Origin of the sequence: Lyngbya sp. PCC 8106 (genome assembly GCF_000169095.1) — a bacterium.
Taxonomy (GTDB): Bacteria; Cyanobacteriota; Cyanobacteriia; order Cyanobacteriales; family Microcoleaceae; genus Capilliphycus.
The window spans coordinates 1-24,389 of record NZ_AAVU01000037.1 but is presented as its reverse complement, the minus strand read 5'-3'; the positions used below and the strand labels follow the sequence as shown (position 1 = coordinate 24,389).

At 41.6% G+C, this 24,389-nt stretch carries 13 protein-coding genes and 1 tRNA gene; 8 read left to right on the top strand and 6 right to left on the bottom strand.

The annotated features are described in order from the left end of the window. Positions 1 to 339 precede the first annotated feature (339 nt). Entirely contained in the window at positions 340 to 10,773 is a 10,434-nt protein-coding gene (locus L8106_RS21265; protein ID WP_009786515.1) for a DUF4347 domain-containing protein, read from the top strand. Between the two features lie 128 nt (positions 10,774 to 10,901). Here the strand turns inward: L8106_RS21265 and L8106_RS21260 are convergent. The 3 genes from L8106_RS21260 to murA all read right to left on the bottom strand — a co-directional run bounded on the left by L8106_RS21260 (position 10,902) and on the right by murA (position 13,824). Further along, positions 10,902 to 10,983: transfer RNA gene (locus L8106_RS21260), tRNA-Leu, on the bottom strand. Then, positions 10,962 to 11,837 (bottom strand): M48 family metallopeptidase, encoded by an 876-nt coding sequence (locus L8106_RS30905; protein WP_009786514.1) that lies wholly within the window; start codon positions 11,835 to 11,837, stop codon positions 10,962 to 10,964. Before L8106_RS30905 ends, L8106_RS21260 begins: the two co-directional genes overlap by 22 nt. Positions 11,838 to 12,471: 634 nt before the next feature. Continuing rightward, the gene (murA, locus tag L8106_RS21245; protein WP_009786512.1) at positions 12,472 to 13,824 is read right to left on the bottom strand and encodes a UDP-N-acetylglucosamine 1-carboxyvinyltransferase; all 1,353 of its coding nucleotides are present in this window, start codon (positions 13,822 to 13,824) and stop codon (positions 12,472 to 12,474) included. Between the two features lie 170 nt (positions 13,825 to 13,994). On the opposite strand from murA, the gene ald reads away from it, so the two are divergent. Beyond that, positions 13,995 to 15,080 (top strand): alanine dehydrogenase, encoded by a 1,086-nt coding sequence (ald, locus tag L8106_RS21240; protein ID WP_009786511.1) that lies wholly within the window; start codon positions 13,995 to 13,997, stop codon positions 15,078 to 15,080. A 209-nt stretch (positions 15,081 to 15,289) separates the two neighbouring features. Further along, a complete protein-coding gene (locus L8106_RS30900) occupies positions 15,290 to 15,775 on the top strand; it encodes a PqqD family protein (protein WP_009786510.1) in 486 nt (161 codons plus the stop codon). Positions 15,776 to 15,806: 31 nt separating this feature from the next. Here L8106_RS30900 and L8106_RS21230 read toward each other — a convergent pair whose 3' ends face one another. Next, positions 15,807 to 17,492, bottom strand: a complete 1,686-nt coding sequence (locus L8106_RS21230; protein WP_009786509.1) for a DUF3352 domain-containing protein — start codon at positions 17,490 to 17,492, stop codon at positions 15,807 to 15,809. Positions 17,493 to 17,740: 248 nt separating this feature from the next. On the opposite strand from L8106_RS21230, the gene L8106_RS21225 reads away from it, so the two are divergent. The 4 genes from L8106_RS21225 (at position 17,741) to L8106_RS21210 (ending at position 22,002) form a co-directional block, all read left to right on the top strand. Then, the gene (locus L8106_RS21225; protein WP_039896898.1) at positions 17,741 to 18,961 is read left to right on the top strand and encodes an RNA-guided endonuclease TnpB family protein; all 1,221 of its coding nucleotides are present in this window, start codon (positions 17,741 to 17,743) and stop codon (positions 18,959 to 18,961) included. A 182-nt stretch (positions 18,962 to 19,143) separates the two neighbouring features. Further along, complete coding sequence (locus L8106_RS21220) at positions 19,144 to 20,820, top strand: AarF/ABC1/UbiB kinase family protein (RefSeq protein ID WP_009786507.1); 1,677 nt, start codon at positions 19,144 to 19,146, stop codon at positions 20,818 to 20,820. Positions 20,821 to 20,890: 70 nt separating this feature from the next. Next, positions 20,891 to 21,490 carry a tRNA-(ms[2]io[6]A)-hydroxylase gene (locus L8106_RS21215; RefSeq protein ID WP_009786506.1) on the top strand — a complete coding sequence of 200 codons (600 nt, stop codon included), beginning with the start codon at positions 20,891 to 20,893 and terminating at the stop codon, positions 21,488 to 21,490. Positions 21,491 to 21,513: 23 nt separating this feature from the next. Next, complete coding sequence (locus tag L8106_RS21210) at positions 21,514 to 22,002, top strand: GNAT family N-acetyltransferase (RefSeq protein WP_009786505.1); 489 nt, start codon at positions 21,514 to 21,516, stop codon at positions 22,000 to 22,002. 24 nt (positions 22,003 to 22,026) lie between these two features. On the opposite strand, the gene L8106_RS21205 is transcribed toward L8106_RS21210, so the two are convergent. Continuing rightward, positions 22,027 to 22,701, bottom strand: a complete 675-nt coding sequence (locus tag L8106_RS21205; protein ID WP_009786504.1) for a Coq4 family protein — start codon at positions 22,699 to 22,701, stop codon at positions 22,027 to 22,029. Positions 22,702 to 22,940: 239 nt separating this feature from the next. After that, complete coding sequence (locus L8106_RS21200; RefSeq protein ID WP_009786503.1) at positions 22,941 to 23,306, bottom strand: response regulator transcription factor; 366 nt, start codon at positions 23,304 to 23,306, stop codon at positions 22,941 to 22,943. A 691-nt stretch (positions 23,307 to 23,997) separates the two neighbouring features. On the opposite strand from L8106_RS21200, the gene L8106_RS21195 reads away from it, so the two are divergent. After that, positions 23,998 to 24,389 (top strand): DNA methyltransferase (locus L8106_RS21195; RefSeq protein WP_039896897.1); only part of this gene is annotated, 392 nt, incomplete at its 3' end.

Genomic DNA, 24,389 nt, shown 5'->3' with positions numbered 1-24,389 from the left:
CCTTGTCTAAGATGATCATTTCAAGGAAGTTTTTGCTGTTTATAAAGCGGGTTTAAACTTAACTAAAAGTTGATTTTAAAAAAAGTTTGATTAACCCTCTTATTTCATTCTAAGTTTAATTTTTTCATGGCTATCGACTTCGGTAAATGGGGGGATGAATGCGGATAAACGATCAGGCTTAGAAGGAGTATTTTTTTGTTCCCCTGTCTGGAATTTCTTTTCATTTCTACATACAAACTATAAAAAAAGGTTAAAATTTTCAATATGACAAGACAAAATATAGAAAATAGAGTAAATTAAACCTTTCACATCTAACTATTAAAAATCAGATTAAAGAAAATGAGTATTAATAGCCAAACGACAAGTTTAGTTTTTGTTGACTCTCAGGTTGACAACTATCAAAGCTTAATAGAACAAACCGCACCCAACACAGAAGTTATAATTCTGGACTCCTCCCAAAATGGTATCGAACAAATTACCCAAACATTAGCCGGACGAACTGATATTAAAAGCGTTCAAATTGTTTCTCACGGCAGCGATGGACAGTTAAATTTGGGCGCAACAGCGTTAAGTTCCGAAAATATTAATAGCTACACTTCACAGTTGAGTCAGTGGGGAAGTGCGTTAACAGAAAATGGCGATATATTACTTTTAGGCTGTAACGTTGCTGCGTCCGATATAGGGAAAAATTTTATACAACAGTTGAGTCAGATAACAGGGTTAGACGTCGCTTCCTCAGAGGATTTAACCGGAAATGCAAATCTTGGCGGAGACTGGGTATTAGAATATGCAACCGGGTTAATTAATGCGCCTCTCGCCCTACAAATTGAAGCGATGGAGGCTTATAATAATGTATTAGCAGACTTTACAGTTAGCACAGCCGCAGACCTAACGAATGCCCTAAATCAAGCCCGGAATAACTTTCAAGCTGATGAAATTACTATAACAGGTAATATTAACGGATTTACTAACTCCTTTGCGATTGATATTCAAGATGGTGAATCCCTTTCTATTATCGGCAATGGTAACACAATTGATGCAGGAAATAACACACAAATTTTTCGCATTGTTAACGGAACAATTGTTCTATCTGACCTCACTATTGAGAATGGTCGCGCTAGAGGAGGCGATGGTTTAACAGGCGGTGGCGGAGGTTTGGGCGCTGGTGGTGCGTTGTATATCGACGGCGGAAACGTCACAGTTGAGAATGTTGAGTTTAGCAATAACCAAGCCATAGGGGGAAGTTCACCTAATGGTGCGGGACGGGGAGGGGATGACGAGAAAAGTGGTGAAGCAGGGGGAAATGGAGGCGGCTTAAATGGTCGTCAAGATGAGACTGGTGATTTTGCTGTTGGAACTGGGGGTACTGGAGGAGGAACAGAAAATAACGGTAGCCCAGGAGGTGAGGGTCAATTTGGCGCTGGCGGCGGTGGCGGTGGCGGTGGCGGTGGCGGAACTACAGCCCCAGATGAAGCAGGTAATGGCGGTAATGGAGGTAACGGCGGCTTCGGAGGCGGTGGCGGTGGCGGTGGTGGCGGTGGTGAAGATATAGACATTATTGGTGGTGACGAAAATGGTAGCGGTGGTGCTGGCGGAACAGAAGGAGAATTTGGCGGAAATGGTGATGCCGGTGTTGGGGGCGGTGGTAGCAGAAACGGGGGTCGAGGAGGCGGCGGCGCTGGTTTAGGCGGGGCAATTTTTGTTAACTCCGGTGCTTCTTTAAACCTAATTAACACAAACTTTGAAAATAATCGTGCAGAGGAAGGAACGGGGGCGAATAATGGTGAAGGTCGAGGTGGGGGAATTTTTGTTAGAAATGGTGCAACTGTTAGCGCTGTCGGTACAACTTACAATGGAAATTTTGCCTCAACAGCCGATAATAATGTATTCGGAAATATTGGTAATCTTACCCTTCCTACACTGCAAGTTTTTAACTTAACCAACCCTGTTGAACCGGATACAGATGGAGCTTTTCGCCTGACGCTCAATCAAACTTTTGCTAATGATGTAGAAGTTAATTCTAACATAGCTGGAACCGCAACAGAGGGAACAGATTATACTATTGCTGAAAGTGTTACAATTCCTGCGGGTGAAACTCAAGTAGAAATTCCGGTTACAATTTTAGATGATACTCGTTTTGACCCCAATGAAACAATTGTTTTAACTCTCGAACCCGGAAATCCTAATTTTTATACCATTGGGTTTTCTAATACTGCAACACTCACCATTGATGATAACGAACCGGAAGTGAGTGTCACGGCTGGAAACAATCCAACAGAAGAAAATGAAGTTGCGGAAGCGTTTAATATTGCGTTAACTGAACCCGCTCCTGCTGGCGGACTTGCGGTTGAATATACGCTCGCAGGAACCGCTTCTTTAGATGATTATACCGCCACGTTAAACGGTGAAGAAATTCCTTCTGGTTCTTTTATTATTCCCGAAGGAGAAACGACTGCTGAAATTAATATTGAACCCGTTGATGATTCTTTAATTGAAGGGGAAGAAACCCTAGAAATTAGTCTAATTGAACCTGATGATCTAGAAAATTATGCGGTTCAAGATGATGCAGCCACAGCAACATTAGCAATTATTGATAACGAAAAACTCCCTATTGTTAAACTTGGAACAATTGGTAATCCTTCGGAAGATGGGCCGAATTCGGGAAGTTTTAGCATCTTTTTAGCCGACCCAGACACGGGGGAACTGTTAGAAAATCCGCCTTTAGGAAGTGATGGAGAAGCTTTAGAATTAGAGGTGTTTTATGAGGTTAGCGGAACGGCAAATAACGGATCGGATTATTCTTCTATTTTATCATCTTCGATTACTATTCCCGCTGAAAAAACCAGCCAAGCTATCCCGGTAGAAACCTTAGATGATCTGATTGACGAGGGGAATGAAACCGTTATAATTACCCTTTCCGATGAAAAACCAGAGGGTGCAATTTATACGATTGATACCAATCCTGCAACTCTAACGATTACTGATAATGATACTGTTGGAATTAGCATTTCTGAAATTAATGGTGATACAAATGAACGGGGAGGAGAAGCAAGTTTTACCGTTAAACTTGATAGCGAACCCGAACAACCTGTTACTTTCAATTTCACCAGTTCAGATACAACCGAAGGAGAACTTTTAACCCCTTCTATTACTTTTGATTCTAGGAACTGGAATCAATTTCAAACAGTGACAGTAATGGGGGTTGATGATAGCGAAAGAGATGGCGATCGCAATTTTACCATTCAAACTGATATTAGCACTGAGGACGTTCAATATAGCGAGTTAGACGTTGCAGAAATCGCGGTTAAAAATATCGATGATGAAACCGAAAATGTTTTAATTACACAGTCAAATGGAAGTACAGAAGTTAGCGAAGATGGAATAACAGATAGCTTTGAAGTTGTATTAACAGGTTTTCCTATTGATGATGTTGTCGTTAATATTACGCCAGACTCTCAAGTTGATATCGGGAATGGAATTGGACAACCCATCGCCTTGAATTTTACGCCAGAAAATGCAAGTACACCGCAAATTGTAACAGTAGAAGCGGTTGATGATGACGTTGTAGAAGGCGAACATCTCAGCAATATTAGCTATATTGCAAACAGTAATGACCCGCTTTATGCAGGTTTGGGAGGGGAAATTAATGTTGATATTGCAGACAATGATAATCCCACCGTTAGCCTAGAAGCTGTTGGAAATGGTAGCGAACAAAGTATCATTCCCGGTGTATTTCAACTATCTTTAGATCATCCCGCATCCAGTCAAGGATTAACCGTTAATTATACTGTTTCCGGGGTAGCAACTGCGGGAACAGATTATACTATTGTGGGTTTAGATACGGTTGAAAAATCCGGTTCTGTTTATATTGCACCCGGAGAAACCGGAGTTAACATCAACGTTACCCCAATTCAAGATTTATTCACAGAAATAGGCGGAGAAACTGTTACCATTGAGTTAGAAACGGGAACCGGATATAACATCGGAACGGTTGACCCTCAGAGTGTAATTATCACCGATGATGATGTACCGGGTGTGCGAGTTCTAGAAACCGGAAACGGTACCGAAGTTGTCGAACAAAACGCCACACCTGTAGACACAAATAAAACAGATCGTTATCAAATTTCTCTGACGAGTTCACCCGGAGAAAGCGAAACCGTTACCATTACTCCCAACTTTAATAATACTAACTTACAACTGCTTGATTCCGGTCAAAATCCGATTACTGAAATTACCTTTGATCAGACAAACTGGAACCAATCACAAGTTATTACTGTTGTTGGTTTGGATGATAGCCAAGCGGGAACACCCGAACAAATTATTACCCACAGTTCGAGTAGTAGCGATGCAAATTCTCCCTACAATAACGGTCTAGAAATCGATGGAAAACCCCTCCCAGAAGTTACCGTAGAAATTAGCGAACCAACTTTTGATTCCGGGGAAATTGCAGACGGTTTAGAACTTATATTAGAACGCATCGCCGAAAGTTTGCGGGAGATGTTTCAAGATACAAACCTCCCGATTATTGGTTCCCTCAGCGGTTCTGAACCGACGTTTATCGAGACGTTAAAAAATAATATTGTTAACGCCATTAAAAGCACCGCAAACCTCACTCAAAATAAGTTAGAAAACTTACTCAAAGAGAAATTAGAGACAATTTTCCCCGATGTTGAGGTGATTTCATCTTCCCTCCCCGAAGAAATTGCTTTTGATATTGATTTGGGTAATCGTTATGAAACCACAGCAAATTTATCCAAAGATTTTGGTTTACCCGCATTGGGGTTAGAAATTGAAGGAAAAGCCGAAGCCAATTTTGACTATAATTTGGGGTTAAAATTTGGCTATCATCAAGAGTTTGGCTTTTTTGTTGACACCGAAGAAACCCAAATTACAGCCGATGCGTTTGTGGGTTTTGATGATAATTTTAACACCAAAGCAACGCTAGGTTTCCTAGAATTAAATGTAGAAAATGGGGCGGAAGATACAGAAAATGGCGAAACCAAAAACACCCAAGCCCAACTTAATGCCAAGTTTGCATTAGAAGATATTGACCTCGATTCAGAGGGGAATTTAATTGAAGATTCCGGCGATGGAAACCGCCTAACTTTGACGGAATTAAAAGGCTTTAATACACTGCGAAATAACAATCAAGCCAGTCTAGAAAATCTGTTTGAACTCGATATCGAAGCCGATGCACAAGTGGGGTTAAACGCCAAGACAAGCATCTCCGGTAACGCTGCAATTCCCGCTTTTAATTTGGAGTTAGTCGGAGAATTTGATGCGTTAAAAGTAGACGGATTTCAGTTTACTCCTCCCCAAACCCCTGAAATTAGTTTCCAAAATGTTGAGATTGATTTGGGTACTTTTGTCAGTAACTTCTTTAAACCTATTGTCAAACAAGTTGATCAAGTTTTAGACCCCTTCCGACCCCTGGTTGATGTTTTGGTTCAAGATACAAAATTACTCTCAAAAATTGGCTTAGATGGATTTTTCGATAAAAAATTACCCACTCCCGATGGTGGCGATGGCGAAGTTGCAACTATCGAACTTGCTGATGTGATTTTGCGAACTTTGGGTAACGAACTTCCCCCGAGTATTTTTAAGTTTTTAGAGACTTTTGTTAAAGTTAGCAACTTTATCGAACAGATTAATAGTTTACCCGCAGGAGAAAATATTGCTATTCCGTTGGGTGATTTTAGTTTGCCAAAATTGCAGGATTTAAGCAATTTAAGTCTGAGTGAAGTTGAGAATATTGCCCAAAATACAGCCAGCCTCAAAGACAATCTTGACCAAATCTTACAAACGGCAACCGACACCGCTAAACGGGAAGCCGCAGAATTTATCAATGAATTTACCGGGGGTCTAAATTTACCCGAGATTGATGATATTCTCAATATCAAACAAAACTTTAATCTACTTAAAAATGAATTAGATAATATCTTACAAACCACAACCGATAATGCTAAACAGCAAGCGGTTGAATATCTCCAGAATTTAATCGAAGATACTTCTTTACCCAACCTCGAAGATGTTCCCGAAATTCAGGAAAATATCAACGTTATCGAAGCTGAATTAAATAATATCTTACAAACTACCTCTGATAATGCTAAAAAGCTAGCGGTTGAATTAATTCAAAGTTTAACCGGAGATATTAATTTACCCAGTTTACAAGATATTCTCAACCTTCAACAAAACGTTGATGTTCTCAAAGACGAACTCGAAAATCTCTTACAAAACACAACAGATACCGCCGAACAACAAGCAATAGAATTTCTAACGGACTTCGCAGAACGCTTACCGTTATCGGAATTTGCTGATTTTAGCAATATTGATTTAAACGATATTGAACAACAAGTTACCAACTTACAAACTGAACTGGATAAGATTATCCAAAACCCCGGTAATTCTAGTCAGAAATCGGTGACAGAATTTACTAAGACTGTCACCTTTGGGGATGGTAGCGACGAACCGCTTTTTGACTTTCCTATTCTTAAAAATCCCACCAATGCGATCGCGTTATTCTTGGGTCAAGATGTCTCTTTATTTACCTTTGATGTTCCCGAAGTTGCCTTTGATGTTAGTGTGCAGAAAACTTTCCCCGTTTACGGCCCAATTCGCGGTTTATTAGAAGGAAAATTTGGTGTTTCTGCTGATTTTGCGATTGGAATGGATACCTTTGGTTTGCGTCAGTGGGGAGCAAAAGATTTTGCTTTTGATCAAGCTTACCGGGTTTTAGATGGGTTTTATATTAGCGATCGCGAAAACCCAGATGGTACGGGTGATGACGTTGCAGAAGTGAAACTGAATGCAACTATTGCGGCGGGAGCGGGTATAGATATTGTTGCGGCTTCGGGTTATCTAAAAGGCGGAATTGAAGGGTTATTTAACCTTGATTTAGTTGATAGTGGCGAAGCGAATGGAACCGATGATGGTCGCATTCATGCTATCTCTGAAATTGTACCCCGTTTTGATGATTTGTTGAGTTTATTGGGAGAGGTTAACGCTTTTCTGGGTGCGGAAGTTAAAATATTTGGGGGAACCGTTTATGATAAACATTTCGCTACATTTCCCCTCGCCGAGTTCAAAATTGGGAATAGTAGTATTGGCAAAGTTCAGGATGGTTATATTCTGGGAGGAACTGTATTTTTAGATGCCAATTTTAACGGCATTCAAGACTACGCAGACCTCAATAATAACGGCGTTCGTGACTTTGAAGATGTCAATAATAACGGTATTCGAGATACCTTTTCCGCTCCCGATCTCGACACCGGAGAAACCGTTCAACTTCTCGAACCCTTCAGCGAACCGTTTAGCGAACCTAGCACCTTTACCAATGCCGATGGTAGCTACAATCTCAATATTTTCGATGAATTTGACACCAACGGAAACGGCGTTATTGATGCCGATGAAGGTCGAATTATTGTTGTTAACGGGGTTGATACTTCCACGTTCCTAAATCAAATTGTTCCGCTTACAACCACACCCACAGCAACCATTGCTTCCCCTCTAACTTTAATCGCTTCTCAACAGTTAACCCCCGACTTTGAAGCGGCGAAAATAGAAGTTAAAAATGCTTTCAGTCTCCCCGCAGAATTAGACCTTTTTGCAGATATTCCCATCGATGTAGAAATGGTCGTTTTAGCGTTACAAGTTCAACTGCAAAACCTGGTTATTGCAGCCACTCGGAAAATTTCCCAAACGCCGTTTATCGGTTTAGAAATTGATTCAGCAGAAGTCAAAAATCAAGCGGGTTTACTTTATCTCGACAGCAACAATAACGGTCAATTTGACACGGAAGAACCCCAAGTTATCAATACATCGGTTAACGGTGGCGTTCGTTTTCTTGACCTCAATAGTAACGAAGAATTCGACGAAGGCGAACCGTCTTCACCCCTAACAACAGCAGCCATTGCCAAAGAAGTCTTTCAACCCGTTGCTACTCTGATCGAAAACGGAGAAACACCAGACTTAACTGATGAAACGGTTGTTCAAACTTTAGTTGAAAATGCTATTTCTAGTTTAACACAAATAGACCAAAATATAAATCTTGATGCTGATATTTTAACAACACTCGTTGCAGAAATTATCAATCAAAATCAAAGCATTGATAGCATTTTAACGAATACTTCTAGCTTTTTGGATGCGGACACCGCACGTCAACAAATGATTCGCTCTTGGGTATTCTTTGATGCTAACTATAACGGCGTTCAAGATGCTAACGAACCCTTTGTTTATCAACAAGCAGACGGCACCAATGACCTAGAAATTCCCGTCGAACAATTTGATACCAATACCAACGGAAGACTAGACCCCAACGAAGGAGAAATTGTCGAAGTTTCTGCTTTTGAACCCGTAGAATTAGCAACAGGTTTCTCGCAACTTGTTAACAATCCTTTTGAAACTTTAGTTCGTTTACTCGCCGAACCTGTTAACCCCGAAGCCTCACAAACTCTAGTTAAAACCGCTTTAAATCTTCCAAATATTAATCTCTATGAATTTGACGCACTCAAAGAAATCTCCGAAGGAAATACAGACGGTTTAACCGTATTTACAAAACAAGCTCAAATTTATAACACCCTAGTTCAATTGGGTCAGTTTTTCAGCACTTCAGAAGGCAATATTAACGAAGCAACCAATCGCATTTTAGACAAAATCCTCGAACAAATTAATCAACCCAATGGCACCCTAAATGTTAGCGATGCGACTCAAATTCAAACCCTAATTATCAGTATAAACCCGGATATTGAAGCCAATGTAGCCGCAGGTGTCGCTAATATTATCGCCGAGGGAAATATCCGTATTGATGATATTGTTGCTAACGACAATCTAAGTTTAGTTGAAAAAGCAACAGAAATCGCTAAAATTCAGCAAGTCGTTCAAGGAGAAACCGCCAGCGATCTGCAACAAGTGGGAGCCGGAACGTTATCCATTGAACAGGCAATTTCCAACCATACAGGTGAAGCTTTAACGACTCAAATTCAAGCCGCTACTGCTGAAGACCCCACATTCCAACTCGATCTTAATAATACGAATCCCGTCGCCGAAGCTGACGAAAATATCACCACACTTGAAGATACTGCAATTACAATTAATGTACTAGAAAATGATCAAGATAATGATATCAATGACACTCTCACTATCACCGCAGCAAACAGTCTAGAAATAAGTGATGAGGGAGAAATTACAGCAATTCTTCCTGAAGCTACAACTCAAGGTGGAACCGTAGAAATTAGTCAAGATGGTCAAACGATTACCTACACACCTGCTCTTAATTATTTTGGTGAAGATAGTTTCTTGTATCTCATTACTGATAGTAAAGGCAGTGTTGCTAATGCAGAAGTTAAGCTAACTGTTGAGTCTGTTAATGATACTCCTGAACTCCTTGAAGAAATTCCCGATCAATTTAATCTTCAACAAAATCAAGCCTTTAATTTAGATGTTTCTGGTTATTTCAGTGATCCTGATAACGATGTTTTAACTTATTCGGCGATCGCACTTCCCAACGGCTTGAATATTAATCCGACAACGGGTATAATTAGCGGTATTATTAACATTAATTCTGTTACTCCTCTTGCGATCGCAGTTTCAGCGACAGATCCCAGTAACGCCAGTGTTAGCGATCAGTTTGACTTAAGCAGTACACCGACTCCTGAACCTCAACCAACTCCCGAACCTCAACCAACTCCCGAACCTCAACCAACTCCCGAACCTCAACCGAGTCCAACTCCGATACAAACTCCGACTACATCAGAACCCATAGCCGAACCTCGTTCAGATAGCAATAATGATGGGGTATTTGATATTTTCGATCCGAGTAATTTAATTCCAACGATCGCTTTTCCTGACTTACAACCGCCTAACCTCAATATCTCCACCTCCTCGGAACCCACCGATAACGTCGATGCGATCATTGCAAGTACAACCGAGACGGGTATTGTCTTCGGGTTACAAGGAGGAGATTATATTCAAGGAACAGAAAATAATGACGAAATTAATGGTAACGAAGATAACGACTTCATTGACGCCAAAGATGGAAATGATACAATTCTAGGGGGTAAAAATGATGATCAAATTCGCAGTGGATCGGGAAATGATTGGACTTTCGGGAACTTAGGAAATGATATCCTCTCTGGCGATCGCGATCATGACTGGATCAATGGTAACGAAGACGAAGATCTCATCGATGGCGCCGGGGGAGAGGATGAAATTTATGGCGGAAAAAATGACGACCAAGTGCGGGGAGGCGCTCAAGATGATACCATGTTTGGTAATCTCGGGGCAGACTTAATCGAAGGAAACGAGGATAACGATATTCTCTTTGGCAACCAGGATAATGATACAATTTCTGGGAACTCCGAGCAAGATTTCATCTACGGGGGTCAGGGAAATGATTTACTTGACGGAAACTCGGGTGATGATGTTTTGTTTGGAGACAACGGCGACGATACCCTCGATGGCGGAGAAGGCGACGATCAACTCACAGGGGGAAATGGAAACGATCTATTAGTCGGGGCTATTGGCGCTGACACCCTCGTAGGTGGAGACGGAAACGATCGCTTTGTTCTTGTTGTCGGATATGGTGTTGATCTGATTACTGATTTTGTGGACGGTGAGGATGTTATTGTTCTTGATGGCGGCTTAACCTTCGAGCAACTAACCTTAACTTCCATTGAGAATTCTACCGTGATAGAAGTAAATGGAACCCCGCAGGCTATCCTCAACAATATTGAAGCGAGTTTACTGACCCCTGAAGACTTCACCGTTTTCGGGTGATGAGACGTTAGCGTTCGCCAACGGGGAAAAACAGCACTTAGCTCAATTGGGTAATTATTGGGTAAAAGGTTAGTAGCTCAACTTGAGTTAAAACTTGAAACACCTTCAGGCTCAGGTTTTAGATGTTATGGGCGGAGAGAGACTCGAACTCTCACGACTTTCATCGCCACATTTTGAGTGTGGTGCGTCTACCAATTTCGCCACCCGCCCTTTTGGGTAACTTTGTTATTATACACCCTTAAGTTCCCTTTCAACAAGTCTTGATAATCTGGACTGCTAGACCAGCGATCAATTTCTCGCACCCGCAGTACCGGGAGAGGGTGAGTCAGTTGGGAAGATTGAGCTTCTTTGAGCAAACTACCGAGTTCATCTTGACTCATCTGATCATAGGCAGAAGCTTGAGCCAAAAACGCATCCAGATTCAATTGAGAAGCCAAAGTCGGAGAACCACCCGACAACTTCATCAATACCGACATCACCGTTCTCGGGTCTTGGGTTGCCAAAAGAGCGGCGCGATCGCAAGTGAATTCTGCACAACGCAACCATTCTAAAATCTGAGACTGTAAAGTTTGAGTCAGAACCGCACCCCAAGGGGATAACTGTCCTGCGGCTAAAACCAGCAAATTAGCCAACGTTAGGTAAACTCCATGTTCACACTTAAGATGACCCAATTCGTGAGCAATAACCGCTTGAATTTCTTCCGGGGTCAACAGTTCAATTAAAGACGTATGGATAACAATAAAAGGCTTTTCACCCCGCATCGCAAACGTATAAGCATTGGGAACCGGATTTTGGCGAATATAGAGTTGAGGCGGTTCCAAATCCAACGTGTGACAAGCATTCAACAGCAGTTGATGAAGATGGGGAAGTTGCTGTTCGCCAACCAAAACACTAGAAGTAATATTTTCCAAATAAAAAAACCGTTCACCCAAAGAACCGAGAAACTGACGCACAAAGACATCTAGACCTGGAATTTGCTTGAGGGAACTCGTCGCTTGTTGGTCGAGGGGATGACGAAAATGGTCAGCTTTTAAGCCCAGTAAAGGCAGTGTAGAAAGAGTCATAGGAATCAATCGGTGCAATCTCAAGATAATGACGGAACGCGAAAGTCAGTTGAGTTGAAAAACTCGTAACCAATTTCTAGTTTAAGCCGAATTTGATTACTTATCGATCAACTTCCCTAACCCCTCTCCCTAAAATACCCCGTTTTATGATAACTTTTTCCAATCAATTACAGATTAATAGTTTTAAAATTCAAAAACTTGTTAAGAATGATTACATTTTTATCGCTAAATCTTCTCAAGAATTTGACAGCAGAATCGGGGTTCTGGTAGAGTGAACAAAATGAAAGTTACAGGCTTGTTCTATCTTATTGCCAAAATAAACCTGATAAACCCCATAATATCGTCGCTTTTAGGGGAGTTTAAGGGAAAAATGCAAGTTGACGATGCACGAGTTTTACCCTCTATCTCTACAGGTCTGAGGTTGGGGCATTGACAAAAATCACATTTTGTGCAGGGTTTTCGGTGAAAAAATCGGCTTTTTTTGGGGGGGGTTGACAACGCCTGACTGATGGCTTAAACTGGTCTGTAGGGGTTAACTCGTGCATACACTTGATTTTTTGTTCAACATCTGCCCCAAAAAAAGCAAAAATCCCCAAACCATCAGGCAGGGGAATCAAAACAACAGCGAAGAGAATTAGACCTTTTCAGGTTCAACAGAAGGCTCAATCCGCACAATATTCGCACCCAATTTTTTCAACTTCTCCTCAAACTTCTCATAACCGCGATCAAGGTGTTGTAAGCCTTGAATTGTACTCGTTCCTTCTGCGGCTAAAGCAGCTAAGACCAAAGCCGCCGTTGCTCGTAGATCCGAACCAATCACCGGAGCGCCCGATAACATCGGTACCCCCCGTACAATCGCTGTATTTCCCTTAACCCGAATATCTGCCCCCATCCGATTGAGTTCAGGAACATGATGCAAACGGTTTTCAAAAACAGTTTCTGTAATCAAACTATTGCCTTCACACAGCGTCAGTAAAGCCATAAAAGGAGCTTGTAAATCCGTCGGAAAACCAGGATAAGGGAGAGTTTCAATATCAGTTGCCAGGTGCTGTTCTCCAGGAGAGACGCGGATGCCGTTAGGCCCTTCGGGAGTAATTTGAACCCCAATTTTCCGTAGTTTGGAAATCGCCGCCGTAATGTGGTCAGGAATCACAGGAGAAAGAAGAATCGATGAGCGAGTAATCGCCCCAGCAATCAACAAAGTTCCCGCTTCAATCCGATCAGGAATAATCGTGTAATCGACATCATGGAGACGGGGAACACCAGAAATCACTAACGTTTTGGAGCCAGCCCCACTAATACGCGCCCCCATCGCCCGACAGAAGTTGGCTAAATCAACCACCTCGGGTTCTTGAGCCGCATTTTCAATAATGCTTTCCCCATCGGCCAGAGTCGCAGCCATCATCAGGGTTTCAGTCGCCCCAACACTAGGATAATCAAGATAAATTTTCGCGCCCTTCAAGCGACCATTTCCCGGAACTGCCGCATGAACCACCCCATGTTCGATATGAACATCAGCGCCCATTGCACGGAGTCCCTGAACGTGAAGATTAACAGGTCTTGCACCAATGGCACACCCCCCCGGTAACGGCACTTTAGCCACGCCTAAACGCGCCAGTAGAGGCCCAATCACAAAGAAACTGGCTCGCAACTGGCTGACCAATTCATAGGGAGCTTGAGAAGTAGAAATCTGAGCCGCATTGATATCAATGATATCGCCCTGTTGCTCAAATTTCACTCCAACAGAGGCGAGAAGCTGCCCCATCCGAGCGACATCAACCAGAGACGGAACGTTGCGAATGCGACAATCAGAGGGACAAAGTAATGCACCCGCCAAAATCACCAGAGCCGCGTTTTTTGCTCCACTGATTTTAACGTGTCCTTGCAGTTGAGAGCGCCCTGACACCTGCAAGACAGGTTGGTTCGGATCGGACGCAGATGTGACTTTCGATGAGCTGAGAGCGAGTTTAATGGGTCTACCCTCCAATAATTTAAACGGTAAGTTGACAATCTTTAATTTTTGTTCTGATTCTACAGGAAAGCTGTCAGATGTCTAGGGGTCATGGCCCAAAGATTTTGATTGTTCCTGTAATCGATAACCAGTTCTCCAGATCAACTCTACAATCTAACCATGACAAACCGTTCAGGTAGCGCACGATGGAAATTGGTATTCCCAAAGAAACAAAAGATCAAGAATTTCGAGTCGGTTTAAGTCCGAGTAGTGTTCGAGTCTGTACTGAAAGAGGTCATCGGATATTTGTTCAAACCGCCGCCGGAGTGGGAGCAGGCTTTACCGATGAGGATTATCAAAATGCAGGTGCAGAAGTCGTTTCCACCGCCGAAGACGTTTGGAACCGTGAACTGGTAGTCAAGGTGAAAGAACCGCTCCCCTCAGAATACCCCTTGATTCAAAAAGGTCAACTTTTATTTACCTATCTTCACCTGGCGGCTGACCGTATCCTGACAGAAAACCTCATCGGTAGCGGGGTTTGTGCGATCGCCTATGAAACGGTAGAACTGACCGATGGGAAACTGCCTTTACTGACTCCAATGAGTATTATTGCCGGTCGTTTATCCGTGCAGTTTGGCGCCCGCTTCCTTGAGCGTCAACAAGGGGGTCGCGGTGTCCTTCTCGGTGGAGTTCCGGGTGTAAAACCCGGTAAAGTTGTGATTCTCGGGGGTGGTGTTGTCGGAACGGAAGCGGCACGAATTGCAGTGGGAATGGGTGCTCAAGTTCAGATTTTGGATATTAGTGTTGAGCGTTTGAGTTATTTAGAAACGCTGTTTGGATCGAGAGTAGAACTTCTCTACAGCAGTCCCTCTCAAATTGAGAAAATGGTTCCTGATGCTGATCTGCTGATCGGTGCCGTCTTGGTTTTAGGACGACGCGCTCCGACTCTTGTTCCCCGTTCTTTAGTCGCTCAGATGCGTCCTCGTTCTGTGATCATTGATGTCGCAGTTGATCAGGGGGGATGTGTGGAAACTCTACATCCGACATCTCATACTCATCCGACTTATACTGAAGAAGGTGTTGTTCATTATGGTGTGCCTAATATGCCCGGAGCGGTTCCGTGGACAGCAACACAGGCATTAAATAATAGCACTCTATCTTATGTTCTCCAATTAGCTGATCATGGCATCAAAGCTCTAACGATCAATCCGGCTTTAGCCAAAGGATTAAATGTCGAAAATCATCAATTAGTACACCCCGCTGTCCGAGATGTATTTCCTGATCTGATTTAACTTTCCGTCTGAGTCTCCTTTTGGTTAACAAAGCGATCACCCTAGTTCTAAAGTTTTTCTCGTGAGAACTCCATAGGGCTTGTAAACTGGGCGATCGCTTAGATACAATAAAACTACACGGTCAGGGTGCGACACACGCATTTATTGTTGGAATCATCTTTTTGTCATAGCAGTAAATTCTCGAGTCACCTCATTAAAATAGTCAGCCCATGATCGAAGAAACCTCTATTATCTATACCGCTAAAACTCAGCGTTCTTCGCAACTTCACCATGAAGTTATTATTTTAGATCTCGCAACTGAAGAATACTACGGCTCTCAATCAGTCGGAGCCACAATTTGGAGAATGTTACTCTCTCAACCCCGTACCATTAAGGAAATTCGGGAGGCGATTTTATCTCGATATCAGGTTGATCCTCGTCAGTGCGATCGCGATTTAATGGATTTTATCTTACAATTACAAGCCAATGGATTGATCCAACTTCATCCTTCTCCTTCTCGGATTTCCCTCTTGATCTATCGGGTGAGTCGCAAGGTGGAAAAATTATTCAGCACTATCCTCGACAATGAGAAAGGCTGGGGAAGCCAATATCGGAAATTCTCCGCTCAAGCGGGAGCGACGATGATGTCCAAACTCCCCTACCAAACCCCGGTGCTAACCTATTGTGGTTCCAATCATCCTTCCCTTTATGGGTGAGGAAGATATCTAATATTATTTTTGAGAGATTTTATTTGAGTCGAATAAACACCGTCGCCTTAGCCACTCCCTCTACTGCTCCGGCACTGCTAATCGTTAGCGATCGCAAGTGATCAAAGAACGGTTTTGCAGATAACTCTAACAATCTTAACAAGGGAATTTGCTGGTTGAGAAATCCCACGCTGGCTTCCCAATCTAGAAAGAAATAGCCATCTGAAGCCGTTGGTATTTGTTGAAAGGCTATTTTAAATTCTGGATCATTGAGTAAAGTTTTCTGGGAAACCAGGCTCAAAGCTTGATCCATTGCTTCTACAGACGTGGTAAAGATCTCATACTCCCCGACAGTCGCATGAACTCCTTTGGGTTTGGCTTGTAACACTTGGGGATTGACATTTGGGGTTGTGGGTAAGGGAACCGGATTTAACGTTGTCCAAGCGCTGAGGGTGCGTTCTCCTAGTTCAAAGCTTCCTAAACTATATCCCTCCTCTACGGCGAGTTCATCTAAATGTTTGATCGCGTCAATAGCTTGAGGGGAAAATCGTTCTGCGACAAAAATCCAATCGGGTTTTTGTTTTTGCTTTTCAGGAGTTGGCGGAATCATCGCTAGAGCATATTCTCCTGTCACCCAATTAAAGATATCTTGGGGTAAATCTAACCTCCAAATGTCTTTAATCACACGAATTGGCTGATTGACTAAATTTTCCAGTCCAGAATTTCCGGCTAAGGTGACAGAAAGTTGTTCCCAAAGATGATTGAGATCCGTTCCAGCGATCGCAAAACCACTTTTTCCGATAATATATTGCCAAGCTTGTATAGGTTCAGAAAGTGCAGGTTCTACTGATTTTCCGTCTTTGTCTTCTCCCTTGACTAAAGCGGTATGCGCTAATAATCCTTGAGGACTCAAACCCAGAGACAAGGTTAAATTGGGCTGAGAAGGGAGATTAACAATAGGATTTTCCAACTCCAACCCCCAACGCCCTAAATTCAAAAATACCAAGCCCACTCGACTTTCAGGAAGTTGTTCTAAGGCTTGTTGATAGGCTAGAGATTGACTCAAACTTAAACTCGCCGCTTGGACATTATTAATCGCTTCTCGTAAAATCTTTGGGGAATTTGCCACTAATACAAAACGATTAAAAATTGCTGTACTTAAAGGACGAGATCCATTTTGATCCGGTTGGCTATAGGTGAGTTTAACGCCTTTGTAGGGTTCTGAAACTACATCAACTCCCCCTGACTGTTGTTGCTGCCAAAACTGAGCTAAAGTTGTCGTGGCGAGTTTGACATCGGTAGCAGATAACGCAAATAAATAGCCCGGTTGTTCGCCATTTTTGAGGTTGCGATCAATATCGGTGGTCATCAACGCTACAGTCGTTTCATTGCCTAACCAGGGTTTAATATCACGATTGTAGTTAAGATGGGTATTCGCGAGGAGAGTTTTTTTGATGCGGTTAAATTCAGCGTGCGATCGCGGACGGTCTTGAGGTCGAGTCAGAACCTGTTCAAAAGCTTCAATGCGATCAGGATTCACCAGCAATGATACCATCACCGGAACCGTTTTAGGAACAAAAATAGCCGCCGTGGGTGTTGTTGTTACTCCCCCGGTTACAGCCACAAGTGGACTTTGACCTAATAATTTATAAAATATAGCGATACTCAGTAGCAGGATCAGGACTGAACTGACTGCTAAAATTGTCAAAAACGAACGAAGCTTCATAAAGAGGATTTGAAAATTAGGGCATTGAATCAGGAGACTCCCCTGAGAAACCGATGATGCACCCCTATTCGGCTTAAAAGGCTGAATTTCGGGGTATCGTTGAGGATGAGACAGTTTACAGTTTACAGTGACCCGTTTACAGTGACCAGTATTTACAGTTTACCAAAAAAAGCGGGTCAAAAGCCCCGTCGTTCACGACGGATTATGTTCGTGCTATGATGGGTTATCGTCAGCGACGACGACAAATTATGCTCGTATATGAAATGAAGCTGCAAGGAACATATTGCCAGTACCGAAGCTTGGATGAAGCCATTCGGACAGGTCTATTTGTTCGCAACAGCGTTATCAGAGCATGGTTAGATGGTCAAGTTAAAAGTCGCAACGATGCCTACAAGCACTGCAAACTGTTGTCAGACAACCCAGAATTTCCCTGGGCATCAAAGTTAAACTCAATGGCACGACAAGCACACGCAGAAAGAGCTTGGGCATCAATTGAAAGATTTTATCGGAATTGCAAGCAGAAAATACCAGGCTCCAAAGGATTCCCAAAGTTTAAAAAGTATCAAGTTAGAGCGTCTGTTGAATACAAAACATCAGGATGGAAACTTTCGGAAGATAGGCGTTATTTAACGTTTACCGACAAGTTTCAAGCGGGTACGTTTAAGCTTTGGGGAAGCCGAAACCTGCACTATTATCAGCTCAAACAAATCAAACGAGTGAGGGTAATTAGAAGACATGACGGGTATTATGCTCAATTTCTGATAGATTATGAACGAGAGGAGAAAAAAGAACTCACAGGAAAACAAACAGGATTAGATGTAGGTTTAAACTATTTCTACACAGATTGTTCTGGTAATCAAATAGATAATCCCCGATTTTTGAGAAAGGATGAACGCAAGCTGAAAAAGCTGCAACGTCGGTTATCTCGAACTCAAAAAGGCAGTCAAAATCGCCAAAAAGCCAGAAACAAATTAGGTAGAGCGCATCTCAAGGTTTCACGCAGACGCAACGACTGGGTTTGTAAATTAGCCCAACACGTCATACAGTCTAACGACTTGGTAGCGGTTGAAAACCTACGGATTCGCAACATGGTTAAAAATCATCATCTAGCCAAATCAATTAGCGATGCAGCTTGGTACAGATTTCGAGAATGGTTGGAGTATATGGCGCGAATTTATGGGGTTCCAGTTATTGCTGTTGAACCCGCATATACTTCCCAAAGCTGTTCAAATTGTGGTGAGAAAGTTGTAAAAACTCTCAGTACGAGAACCCATGAATGCCCTCACTGTGGATATATTGCTGACCGGGATAAAAATGCCGCCAGAAATATATTGAAATCTGCATTAAAACAGCTATCAAATACCGCCGGGCAGGTGGTAATTAACGCCTCTGAAGAGAATGCCCTCTGCTCTGTTGGGGAAACTCAACCTAGTAAGTCAGCTCGTGGAAAGAGGAAGCCCAGACAGTGATGTTTGGAATCTCCGTTGTTTACGACGGAGAGGATGTCAACGTATTCACTTCTGCCAATTGCCACATAACCTCTTGCCTTTTACCTGTTCGCTGTTTCCAGTTCACTGTAGAGCCTGGCGACTGTTATGATTGGAGCGGTGCGGTTACATTTTAGAATTAACAGACTCCCATCAACCGACCTATGCTCATCAAGAAGTCTTCCCAGCCCCTGCGTTGGCAGCGAACCCGATATTCTCCTCTGACTCGACAAATTGATGTCTTTACTGCTGCTGGGAAATATCTTTTCTTCCTGTGGTGGGATCGGACTATCATCAATAATAGCTCTCCACAAAAGCGGAAACGCGCTCAATGGTTAGTGAAAACCATGCTCGATCTCGGCCCGACTTTTATTAAAATTGGCCAAGCTTTATCGACTCGGGCAGATATTTTACCGATAGAATATGTAGAAGAATTAGAAAAGTTACAAGACAAAGTTCCTCCTTTTTCGACAGCGGAAGCGATTGCTATTATTGAGTCAGAATTAGGTAATTCGTTGTTTAGTTTATATCGAGATTTTAATGAACGTCCTTTAGCAGCAGCCAGTCTTGGACAAGTTCATAAAGCTCGACTGCATACTGGAGAAGATGTGGTTGTCAAAGTTCAACGTCCGGGTTTAAAGCAATTATTTGACCTTGATGTGGAAGCCGTTCGGAAAATTGTTAATATTTGTTATCGATTTTTTGATTGGGCTAAAATATATGATATTGAATCTATTTATAATGAATTTTTTATTATCCTTTATCAAGAAATTGATTATATTAAGGAAGGGAAAAATGCAGATCGATTTCGAGAAAACTTCAAAAACTTTCCCGACATTGTGGTTCCTAAAATTTATTGGGAATATTCTAGTCATAAAATCTTAACAATGGAATATTTACCCGGAATCAAAATAGACAACCGGAAACAAATTGAAGCTTGTGGACTTGATACAAAACGAATTAATCAAATTGGAATTTGTTGCTATCTAAAACAAATTTTGCAGGATGGTTTCTTTCAGGCTGATCCCCATCCCGGTAATATTGCGATCAATCAACAAGGTAATCTGATTTTTTATGATTTTGGGATGATGGCTGAGATTAAATCCCTGGAAAAAGGCGAAATGATTCGGACATTTTTTGCAGTCATGAGAAAAGATACAGATGTGGTTCTCGATAGTTTGATTAAAATTGGTTTAATTGATCCGGTTCCCGATATGACACCTATCCGAAAACTGATTCGCTTCTTATTAGAAGAATTCACCGAAAAACCGATTGATTTTCAAGCCTTTAATCAACTCAAAGAAGAAGTTTATATCATGTTTGAACAACAACCTTTTCGGCTTCCGGCTGAAATGACATTTATTTTAAAATCTCTCACCACATTAGATGGAATTGCTCGGGCTTTAGATCCTAAATATAATCTAGTCGTCTGTGCAAGCCCTTTTGTCAAAAGTTTAACCACACTTCCAGGTCAAACTAATTCTATCGGAGAATTGGCTCGACAAGCTAGAGAATTTGTTAAATTCAAACTAAAACAACCGAGTAAATCTGAACAGTTAATTCAACGCATTGAACAACGCATCGAAGAAGGAGAATTGCGCGTTAGAGTCCGATCTATAGAAGGTGAACGTGCTTTGAGACGAGTCAATTTAGCTCTGAAAAGCTTGATTCATGCCTGTTGGACTGGATTTGCCGGATTGTGTGGAATTGCCCTGTTAATCGGCAATTATCACGGTTGGGCTGTGGCGATTTTAAGCTTGTCGGGATTCGGTTTATTTTTGTTTTTGCGATCGCTAATGAATCTTTCTATTCGAGAACGACTTGATCGCATGGCAGAATAAGAACAGTCACCCGTTCAGAATTACCTCTTGGCTTTTGACTTCGTGATTTATCTTTTGCAAAAAAACCATTATGAATACAAACACAGTCTCTCGAATTAAATTTATCAAACAACCGACTTCTCCCGCTTGGCTTGAACAAGCGTTAGCAAATTTAGACACAATTTTACTGGATCATTCACACTGCGAACGTAAAGCCGCAGGAGTAGCTTTAAATTTGATGTTTCGCTATCCTTCCAGTACAAAATTAGTCCGAACTTTAACCGCAATTGCTCAAGAAGAACTGCAACATTTTGAACAAGTCAATCAATGGTTAGAACGGCGCGGAATTCCCTTAGCCCGCTTAGATGCACCACCCTATGGTTCAGAACTCAATAAACAAATTCGCCGTAACGAACCGCAAAGAATGCTTGATTTTTTATTAGTTTATAGCTTGATAGAAGCTCGCAGTCACGAACGTTTAGGCTTATTAGGAACGCATTGTCCTGATGTAGAACTAGCTAAGTTTTATCGAGGGTTAATGGCATCAGAAGCGCGACATTATGGATATTATTGGATTTTAGCGACAACATACTTTGAAACAGAAGTTGTGAATGAACGCTTAGAAGAACTATCAGAAATAGAGAGCAATATTCTCTCAAATCCGTTTCCAAAACCAAGAATTCATAGTTAAGTTTGAGAGTCAAAAAAATTAACATGAAAACTGAATATAAACAGTTTATCATTCGGTCTTGGCAAAAGAGCGATCGCGAAATTGCTTTCAACTTAATTGCATCCATTTTAAGTGAATATGGGTTAGGATGTGAACCGACAGGTGCCGATCAAGATGTTTACCATGTTGAGCAGTTTTATCAGCAAACCGGGGGTGAATTTTGGGTCATAGAACATCAGAATCAAATTGTGGGAACTGCTGCTTATTATCCAATCAAACGAGGTCAAAATGCAGTTGAAATTCGTAAAATGTATTTACTCCCAACAGTACGGGGACAAGGCTTAGGGAAATTTTTATTGACTCATTTAGAGGAGACAATAAAAGCAAAAGGGTTTCAAGAAGCTTGGATAGAAACAGCAAGTGTTTTAACAGTAGCCATTCAACTCTATGAAAGTCATGGCTACCAACCCACAACAGGAGTCGAAACTGAACGCTGCGATCGCGTTTACAAAAAAGTGCTTTCTGTGGAATAATAGATAATACTAATCTAGAACAGATTAAGGCGTGTAAGCTGGGGGAACTTGTACATTCAGTTCTTCGCGCCATTGTTCAATTGGTTTTTCCCAATGTTGCTCCCATTTTTGAGCAAGAAAGGGTTTAGCCTGAGAACCCATGCGATATCCAACTGCAATTCTATCTAGTAGATATCCAAGTTCTTCTGGGCTGTCAAATAACGTTCGGACTAACCCACCCGCAATGAGTAAAGCCGATAAAGGACTACGAGTTTGAGCGAGTTCAAAAGCTTTCAGCCCAACTTCAGAAGCAACATCCGTCCCTAACCCAGTAATAATATGCCAAATATCATGAGTTTGTCGGCGTCGTAAAAACAGATAACTGGTATCGTCTTCTACTTTGATATCTCGGTAAAAATGAGGGTCAAAACCGGAAGCTTTCAAGTGTGACGCATAACGATAACCCAAAGAATTTTGAGGATAGTTTAACAAAGCATCCAGATCCGGATCACCAACTAAATAACGTTCAGTGAGTAGGGGTTTAATTTCGGGTTGTGACTTGATAAATTCAATCGAGAGTCGAGTTGCTTTCTTATAGCGCAAGCCATCCTCTAACTCATAAACAGAAGTGGTATTGCTAGGGTTAGTAATTAGAGAAAGCGCTCCTTTCAGCGTCGTTAGAGATCGAACGAGTGTAGCTTGTACGTCTTTAAAGTGCATAGTTTTCTAATTTTAAAGGCATCAACTGATAGAGTGATTTTCCGCTGATTAGACCGAACAATACGTCTGAGACAAACTTCAAAAAAATTAAAAAAGTTGGGCGATTTTGGGATTACTTATTCCCCGTCGGTGAAGTTGATGAGTGAATGTTTTACACCGATTGGGTTTGCAGAAAGATTGCAATTTTTGTTCACTCAAGAGAGCGTAATCCCTTTGAAATCAAAGCAAAACGATATCAATTAACCTTCTAATAAATTACTGTGAATCAGTCGAGCTGTCATTTCTGCTCTAGAATTAACATCAAGTTTTTTAAATACTCGACGTATATGAGTCGCGACCGTCCAAGGACTAATTCCCAGTTCTTTTCCAATACATTTATTGGGTAGACCTTGAGCCACTAAACGAGCAATTGACTGTTCACGAGGACTCAGATTAACTGGATTGTAATCTTGAGGACGTGAACGAACTAAATAGTAGCGAACTCCATCAACATCTGATGTTAATACAATCTCATCAACAGATTCTTCAGTTCGTTGAAAAATTGGAAAGGCAATAGACTCATCGACTTGCGTTACAGCTTTTTTCAGCATTTCTTGAATCGTCATAACTATTTCCCCTGAGGACAAAAACAGATACACTACGTTAGGTTGGATTTGAATTTACCGACCTTGAATGAAAGCTAATCGTATTGATGGATGAGCTAGAGTGAGTAGAATCCCATAAAAAACGATTAGTCAGTAGGTATTGTAGATACTCCCTAAAGTAAACCACTGATTGATATCATGGGGCTTGACCCCATCTACCTTTATATATGTATCTTGGTATATCAGTTATGCAGTTTTGAAAATCTGCACATCACTCCAGGAGTTACCCAGTCAGCATTTCATCGAATTTTTATCGGAATTTGATTCCGTTAGGTTGAGTGATCTTGAAACTTCTATGATCATTTTCCTCTGACTCCACCATGACCAATAGGCGCAAGCCTGAAGTTCATCCTATATTTAGGGTGGATGAAACGGTACTACAGATTGTGGAGACTGTAAAGTCGTCATAGAGGAGGTGTACAAGATGCACAGAACAAAGACCTTTGAGCGTTAATTAAATTAATTTGATTTGAGATAAATTTGAAGCTGATGAAATATCTGAATAATGAAAAAATACCACTGTAGCCGCTTGGTTTACTCAACAAATTGTTAATTTATCCAACCCGTAGCGTTCATAAAAAGATGTTATTTAGAGTTGACACACCAATAGAATTAATACTATAATTAGCTCGTCTATTGCCAATCTAACCCGGTGCAAAAACCTATCGTTAATGAAATCTTGTTGGGCGATTGTAGGGAAGTGATGAAATCACTGCCCACTAATTATATATCTGCGAGTATAACAGATCCACCTTATAACTATGAATTCATCGGTCATAAATGGAATAATCCAGAAATTCAGAGGCGACTTGATAAAATTAATACGAAAGAGAGTAAAACACTCGTCAAAAATATTCCTTATGGAAGCGGTTTAGCTGGTGGTGTTAGAAACAAGAGGTGGTATGAGCGAAACCGCGAGAATATTTTAGATTATGAAAAGTGGTGTTTTGAATGGGGACAGGAATTATTCCGCATCTGCAAACCGGGCGCAACAGTTCTAGTATTTAATAGCACTCGTACTGTTGCACATATACAAGTCGCACT